The 6,895-nt window shown below is 72.4% G+C and carries 7 protein-coding genes and 1 pseudogene; 7 read left to right on the top strand and 1 reads right to left on the bottom strand.

Features of this window, described 5'->3' with window-relative positions; translation table 11 throughout:
- The 3 genes and pseudogenes from AB0469_RS40640 to AB0469_RS40630 all read left to right on the top strand — a co-directional run.
- Nucleotides 1-291 (top strand): annotated as a pseudogene (locus AB0469_RS40640) (hypothetical protein); the annotation flags it as partial.
- A gap of 17 nt (nt 292-308) precedes the next feature.
- Nucleotides 309-1,871 carry a glycosyltransferase family 4 protein gene (locus AB0469_RS40635; protein WP_366456646.1) on the top strand — a complete coding sequence of 521 codons (1,563 nt, stop codon included), beginning with the start codon at nt 309-311 and terminating at the stop codon, nt 1,869-1,871.
- Nucleotides 1,872-1,899: 28 nt separating this feature from the next.
- Nucleotides 1,900-2,520: an HAD-IA family hydrolase gene (locus AB0469_RS40630; RefSeq protein ID WP_366456645.1), complete on the top strand. Its 621-nt coding sequence runs from the start codon at nt 1,900-1,902 to the stop codon at nt 2,518-2,520.
- 497 nt (nt 2,521-3,017) lie between these two features.
- On the opposite strand, the gene AB0469_RS40625 is transcribed toward AB0469_RS40630, so the two are convergent.
- Entirely contained in the window at nt 3,018-3,647 is a 630-nt protein-coding gene (locus AB0469_RS40625) for a hypothetical protein (protein WP_366456644.1), read from the bottom strand.
- A gap of 145 nt (nt 3,648-3,792) precedes the next feature.
- On the opposite strand from AB0469_RS40625, the gene AB0469_RS40620 reads away from it, so the two are divergent.
- From AB0469_RS40620 to AB0469_RS40605, 4 genes are all read left to right on the top strand, one after another.
- Nucleotides 3,793-5,034, top strand: a complete 1,242-nt coding sequence (locus AB0469_RS40620) for a helix-turn-helix transcriptional regulator (protein ID WP_366456643.1) — start codon at nt 3,793-3,795, stop codon at nt 5,032-5,034.
- A gap of 80 nt (nt 5,035-5,114) precedes the next feature.
- Complete coding sequence (locus tag AB0469_RS40615; RefSeq protein WP_366456642.1) at nt 5,115-5,741, top strand: hypothetical protein; 627 nt, start codon at nt 5,115-5,117, stop codon at nt 5,739-5,741.
- Between the two features lie 5 nt (nt 5,742-5,746).
- Complete coding sequence (locus AB0469_RS40610) at nt 5,747-6,007, top strand: hypothetical protein (RefSeq protein WP_366456641.1); 261 nt, start codon at nt 5,747-5,749, stop codon at nt 6,005-6,007.
- A 114-nt stretch (nt 6,008-6,121) separates the two neighbouring features.
- On the top strand, nt 6,122-6,724 hold the full coding sequence (locus AB0469_RS40605; protein WP_366456640.1) for a hypothetical protein: 603 nt from the start codon (nt 6,122-6,124) through the stop codon (nt 6,722-6,724).
- The last annotated feature ends 171 nt before the right edge of the window (nt 6,725-6,895 follow it).

Raw genomic sequence — 6,895 nt, 5'->3', positions numbered from 1 at the left:
TGCCCGGCCGCCCAACGGGACCGCTGCCTGCACGCCGTGCCCCACCGGGAACCGGTCAAGAACACCGAGGTCGAACAGCACCTCGCGAAGATCGGACTGCCCGGGGTGCCCTTCACGCTGCACGCGGGCACCCGCACCCTCCACCTCGGCGTGCCGGTCCCGCTGCGCGACCGGCACAACCTCGCCCAGGTCCTCGCCCTCACCGTCCGAGCCCCACGCGACCCCCAGGAGAGCTACTGGCAGGGACGCCTCACCGGCGCCGAGCCGCTGATCATCGACCCCCGCCCCTGACCACCCCGGGAGCACCCATGCCGATCACCACCCCGATGGTCGTGGACACCGCCATCCAGTTCTGGCCCCGCGGCGGCAGCGCCCAGGTCGTCCGCTACCACCTGCACGAACTCAACAGCCGCGGCATCACCACCCGCCTGCACGCCGGATCCCTCGGCGCCCCGGGCGACCCCTCCCACGCCCCCACCTTCTACCAGGGCCTCGACCTCCACCCCTACGACCACAACGACGCCCGGACCATGTTCGAGCGCGGCGAGAACCCCCAGGCCGCGCGCTGGCCGTTCCACCCCTCCTACGAGGACCGCGGCCACTGCCCCGACCCCCTCTACAGCGCCGTCCCGCCCGCTGACGCCGACCACCTCACCCGCGCCTGGACCCGCCACCTCACCACCCACCGCAGCCCCCACCCCACCGTCCTGCACCTGCACCACCTCAGCCACCTCCAGACCAGCGCCCACGCCGCCTACCAAGGTGTCCCGCGCGTCACCACCCTCCACGGCACCGAACTCAAGCTCCTGGCCGGCATGCAGGAACGCACCCGGCTCGCCGAGCGCGCCCAGACCTCCCTCACCGACCTGGCCCGCCTCCTGCACAGCAACAACCCCTACCGCCACGCCGAAGCCGCACGCATCGCCAAGACCGCCGGCCTCAGCGAGCCCGACGCCCGCCTCCTGGCCGACACCCACTGGGAGAAGTGGGTCCACTCCGACTACTGGATCCGCCGGCTGCACCAGGCCGCCGCCCACGCCGGGCAGCTCATCACGGTCTCCGACCACGACCAGAACCTCGCCACCGAGCTCCTGCACCTGAACACGGCGCCGCCGGTCGTCCCCAACGGCGTCGACACCCACACCTTCCAGCCCCACCGCCTCGACCCCGCCGCCCGGCTTGCTCACCTGCGGCGCTGGCTCGTCACCGACCCCCAGGGCTGGGCCCCAGGCGCAAACCCCGGCAGCATCCGCTACACCGAGACCGACCTGAACCGCCTCCACGACGAGCACGGACGGCTGCGCCCGCTGCTGCTGTGGGTCGGCCGGTTCCTCGACTTCAAGCGCGTGCCCGTCCTCCTGGAGGCCTTCGCCGCCGCCCGCACCCGACTGAACCCGGCGCCCGCGCTGCTGATGTGGGGCGGCTACCCCGGCGAGTACGAAGGCCGCCACCCCGCAGACCTCGCGGCCGACCTCGGCATCAGCGAGGACGTGTACTTCCTCGGCTGGCGCGGCCACGACGAACTCCCCACCGGCCTGAACACCGCCGACCTGATGGTCGCCCCGGCCGTCAACGAACCGTTCGGCATGGTCTACCTCGAAGCGATGGCCTGCGCCACCCCGCCCGTCGCCACCGCGACCGGCGGCCCCGCCCGCACCATCACCGGCGCCGGCCCCCACGCCACCGGCTGGCTCGTCGCCCCCGACAACCCGGCCGACCTCGCCCACATCCTCACCGCCGCCCTCGGCGACCGCCACGAACTCGCCCGACGCGCCACCAATGCCCGCACGCACGTCGAGAACACCTACAGCTGGGCCCGCACCACCGACCACTACCTCCACCTCTACGCCACCGCCCGCCAGAGCCACTAGCCCCGGCCCCTGCCGTAAGGAGTTCACCGTGACCGACCGCATCGACGGCCTGCTCGTCGACATGAACGGCCTCTTCCGCCACTGGCACAACACCGGCGCCCGCCAGAGCGAACGCCTCGCCGGCCTGCCCCCCGGCACCATCAACCACTACGCCTACGACCACCCCGCCTACCGCGCGGCCCGCGTCGGCCTTCTCACGGACCAGGAATGGGCCGACAACGTCGCCGACCGCCTCGCCGACGACTTCGGCCCCGCCGTCTGCCAGCACCTCGGCCCCTGGCGCGCCGACCGCGGCGAACGCGACGACACCATGGCCGAACTCCTCGACCAGATCCGCCGGCACCTGCCCGTCGGTGTCCTGTCGAACTCCACCGATGCCCTCCCCGCCGACCTCGAACACCACAACATCACCTTCGACCACGTCTTCTCCTCCGCGAGCCTCGGCGTCGACAAGCCCTCCCCGCACGCCTTCCGCACGGCCGCCGACCGCATGGGCATCCCCACCCAGCACCTGGCGTACTTCGACGACGAACCCACCTTCGTCCACGCCGCCGCCACGACCGGACTCCACGCCCACCTCTTCACCGGCTCCGCAGACTTCAGCACCCGACTTCACGAGCTCGGCCTGCTCTTCGCCGCCCGCGGGTGACCGGGCCCCACGACATACGGAATGGGAGCGCCGGCCTCCATTGAGGACGAAGTGACCGAACGAGCCGGAAAGAGCGCTGCTCGGGCGGAGCGGGTGATCACGGGCACCGCCGATGACGTGATGGAACGAGCCTTCCGCCTCATGGCGGTCTGACCCACTGTGGGGCGGGGCCCAGAGCGGCTCCCGCCCCACGGGAACGGGTTGGCACGCGGTGTTCTCTGCCGGGACCTGTACCGTCTTGGTCTCCGCCGCCTTCTAGGCCGGGCTCCTCGTCGGCCTTGGCACCCCCGGTTTTTGTGCGGGAATCGGCGACGCTGGCCATGTGGGCGTCGGCGGCCATTGCGGTCGGCCTCATTGGAGGGATCCCCTACGTGCGATGGGAGACAGCCCGCGAGGCCAGCCGATCAGGGAGCAGCGAGGAACGCCTCGGTCACGTCGAGGCCGAGGGCGGCCTCGACGGTTGGAGCTCGTACCGCCTGACGCATGGCAGGCCGTGGTTAGCCACACCGGATGGTTGTTGGTCGGGTGAGCGCGGCCAGACGCTTCTCCTCGGCGATGCGTTGCCGGTCCCGGGTGCGGGCCTCTTCTCGGGCTTCGGCGGAGACGGGCTTGCCGCAGGTGATCGCCGCGCTGTCGGTGACCGGGGCCAGCGAGTACCGGACGGGAGAGCGCGTCGCCTTCCCGGGGAGGTGTAGGCGGGCGACACCGGCAGGTAGTTCGGCGTGCAGCGCTCCGTGCCAGCGGATCCACAGGGCGGGGCGCCCGCGCAGGGCCTCGTCTCGGAGCTTGTCCACGGCACTGCCGAAGTCCTCGCGGTCGATCTCTACCGCGATGGGGAGGCCGTCTTTACGTAGCAGGCGCAGGTCCAGGTAGGCGGACCACGGCGGAGACCAGACCACTCGGCACCCCCCTCCCTGCATGCGCGGTAGGTCGATGTACCGCATCGACACCTCCTCACGGACGCTCCAGCCGAGAGTCTTCGCCCACTGCGCGACCGCCAGGGTGATGGCCGGGGTGGCCTCCTTGGCGGTCAGGCCGTTGAAGCTGAAGCCGGTCGAGGACAGATGCGCGCGTAACGCGGTGGCGAGGGTCTCGGATTCGACAGCTGTCGTCTGCTCGTGGTCCATTCGCTGATTCTCCGGGTGACCACTGACATCACTCCAGCTGCCGGTCTTTGGACGTAGAGGCCTTCTCTGTTGGGCAGTTGACGTATCCGCAGGTGGGTGCGGGGGAGTACCGTCCGGGTGTGGAGTTCAGAACGGAGAGGCGGTCATGACCCATTCCCCTGACACCGGTATCGGCGCGCGTGTGCGCGTGGCCCGGATCGCGGCAGGCCTGACGCACGCGGAGATGGCCGGGTTGGTGGGCCGCTCCGAACGCTGGGCCGAGGATGTCGAAGCCGGCCGCCTTCCCCTGGATCGCTACTCGCTGATCACCGCCGTGGCCACCGTGTGCGAGGTCGATGTCGTCTGGCTGCTCGGGCAGCCCTACCGGCTGCGCCGGGAACAGGGATCGGCGGTCCCGCACGTTCCCGCGCTCCGGGCGGCGCTGCGCCGGTCTTCGCTGATCCTCTGTGGGCATCCCGGTCTCGTACCGTCCGGGCCGGCCGCCGACATCCAGCGTGTCCGGGACCAGGCGGCGGCCACCAACCGGCACCGCCAGGGCGCGAACCTTCCCGCCGTCGCGGGCCTCCTGCCCGGCCTGCTGGAGGACCTCAACACCACGATCCTGCTCCACGAGCGCGGCACCGCCGAGTGGGACGAGGCACTGCGCCTGCTGGTCGACGCGGCCCGCAACGCCCGCCAGACCCTCAACCAGACCGGCTTGCCGGACCTGGCGTGGGTGGCGGCGGAGGTCGCGGCCGGAGCCGCGACCCACCTGGACGACCCGATCGTGAAGGCCGCGGTGGCCTGGGACCGCTGCGGGGCCCTGCTCCACCAGGGCTCGGCCAGGGAGACACATGCGGTCGCGGACGCCGCCCTGCGCGACCTGGAACCCCTGTCGGCGACGGGGGACACCGACGCCCTCGTCCTCGAAGGGGCTCTCGTCCTACGGCAGGTCGTCGCCAGCGCCCGCGCCGGCGACGCCGACGGGGCCTGGTCCCAGGCCGGCCGCGCGGTGGAGGTCTCCGAGCGCCTCCCCCAGGGCCATCACGATCTGCGGTGGCAGACCGTGTTCTCCCGGGCCAACATCCTCGTCCACACCACGGAGGCCGGCGTAGAGGTCGACGCCCCCGACACCGGACTGTCCTTCGTCGATGACGTCGACGTGACCGTGATGCCCAGCCGGGAGCGCATCACCCACTACCGGATCGACGAGGCCCGCGCGATGCACCGCATGGGCCGCTCCGGCGACGCCGTCCTCACCCTCCGCGCGGCCGCACAGCGCGCCCCGCACTACGTCCACGCCCACCCCATGGCCCGCGAACTCGTCGGCGACATGGTCCGCCGAGGCGTCCCGTCGCAGGCCCTCGCCCTGTCCGGGCTGGTCCGCGCCATGGAACTCGTGTCCTGACCACCAGCGCGCATATGCCATTCGGGCGGCCTACAGAAATCCTGTGGGTCGCCCTTCTACGTTGGCGAGACCCTCATGCCGTGGAAATCACCGACGGTTGCAGCACGGGTACGGGGGGCGACATGGGCGACATCGTGCAGGCCCTGCACGGCCGGGACACCATCGAGAGCGCCGCCGCCTACCACCGGCTCGGCTGGCCCGTCGCGATCGGACACCGTCAGCGCACCGGATCCGGCTGTACCTGTCGGCGCGAGGCGAAGCTCCACTGCATCACCCCGGGTGCCCACCCGGTCGGTGACACTGCGAAGCCGCTCGACACCGCCGGCCTCGCGGCCGCGTTCGCCGCCGCTCCCGGTGCCGGGGTCATCGTCCCGTGCACCCGCTTCGACGCGCTGGTCGTCGCCCACGCCATCGGCATGGCCGTGATGCTCCGCGCCGACGCCAAGAACCTCCACATCCCCTGCCTGACCGCCGGACACACCACCGCCACCCTGCTCGTGGCAGCCGGCACCGGCACGCTGCTCGCCGACTGCCACCGCGTGGAGGTCCGAAGCGGCCCCGACGCGTGGGTGGCGATGCCCCCCTCCTACGGGGTGCGCTGGGACACCGCCCCGGATGACGAACACCCGATCCCGCCCGCCGAAGCCGTCCGCCCTCACCTGGCCGAGGTACTCAAGCTCGCCCAGGCCACCAGCACCCGGGGGTGACCGCGGTGGCCCGCAGAGCCCAACACCCGCTGGAGACCCAGCCCGCGCCGTTCGCGGTCGGGGACAGCGTGCGCGGACCCGAGGCGCTTCCCCCGGGCGACCGCCGCACCCCCGAGACCCACGAGGGGGAAGTCGTCCAGGTCGGCAGCGGGTGGGACGGGGTCGACTCGGCCGACACCTACCTCTGGGTGCGGCTCCCGAACCGCACCGAACGCAAGCTCTCCATGCCGCACTGCGCCCGCCTCCCTCCGGACGGACGGCCCTGAACTCGTACCGGCCGTAGGCACGCCCGCCGCCTGTTCAGCGGACAGCGCCCCCGTACGCGGGAACCGCCTCGCTGCCGCCGCTCTCCGGCAACCACCTCACCCTCAGGACACCGTATGTACGTGATGAAGCTGCTCGTTCCCGCCGACACCGAGGCGGTCGACAAGCTGATCGACGCCCGTATGGACTTCCAGGTCGCCAACTGCCACCGCCCCCGCGGCGAAGGCCTGGGCCTGCGTGACACCGTCACCGGCGCCGACGGCACCAAGGCACCCGATATCCCGACGGGAGGCGACGGCAAGAAGGCGATCGGGATGTGGGAAGACGGGGACCTCCTCGCCGCCTTCGTCCTACACCGCACCGCACCACACCACGGATGGACCCCCGAGGAACGCGAGGAGCCCACGCTCCAGGTCTCCCACGCCTACGCCGTGCCCGGACAGAGCCTCTTGGGGCGGCTCGCCGCTCTCTGGCTCAGCGACTACGCCGCCCGCCAGATCGACCAGCCCTGGGTCCGCTGCGCCGTCCGCGAGCAGGCCCTGGCCTGGCGCCTGGTCCGACGCTGCGGATGGCGCCACGTCCGCGACGTCAACGACACTGACGGCACGCTCCACCTGATGCAGCGTCCGCCCGAGCGCGCGAAACGCCTTGAGGCCGTGGTCAGCAGCGCCGGCGTGCCCGACCACCAGCCGACACCGGACCGACGGCTCCCGGCGTAGACGGCGAGGCCCGAGCATCAGCCCGTGGTCGCGGAGACCCGGGCGGACCTCCGGCCAGCTGGCGGGGGCCCCCCCCCCCCCCGCGGGCGCGCGGCCCGGCCCCGGCCCGGCGGCCCCCGGCCGGGGGGCCCCCGCCCCCCCCGCCCCGCCGGGGGCCGGGAGACAAGAAAG

The sequence above is a fragment of the Streptomyces sp. NPDC093801 genome (assembly GCF_040701585.1).
GTDB lineage: Bacteria > Actinomycetota > Actinomycetes > Streptomycetales > Streptomycetaceae > Streptomyces.
This window is presented reverse-complemented; position numbering and strand designations above follow the sequence as displayed.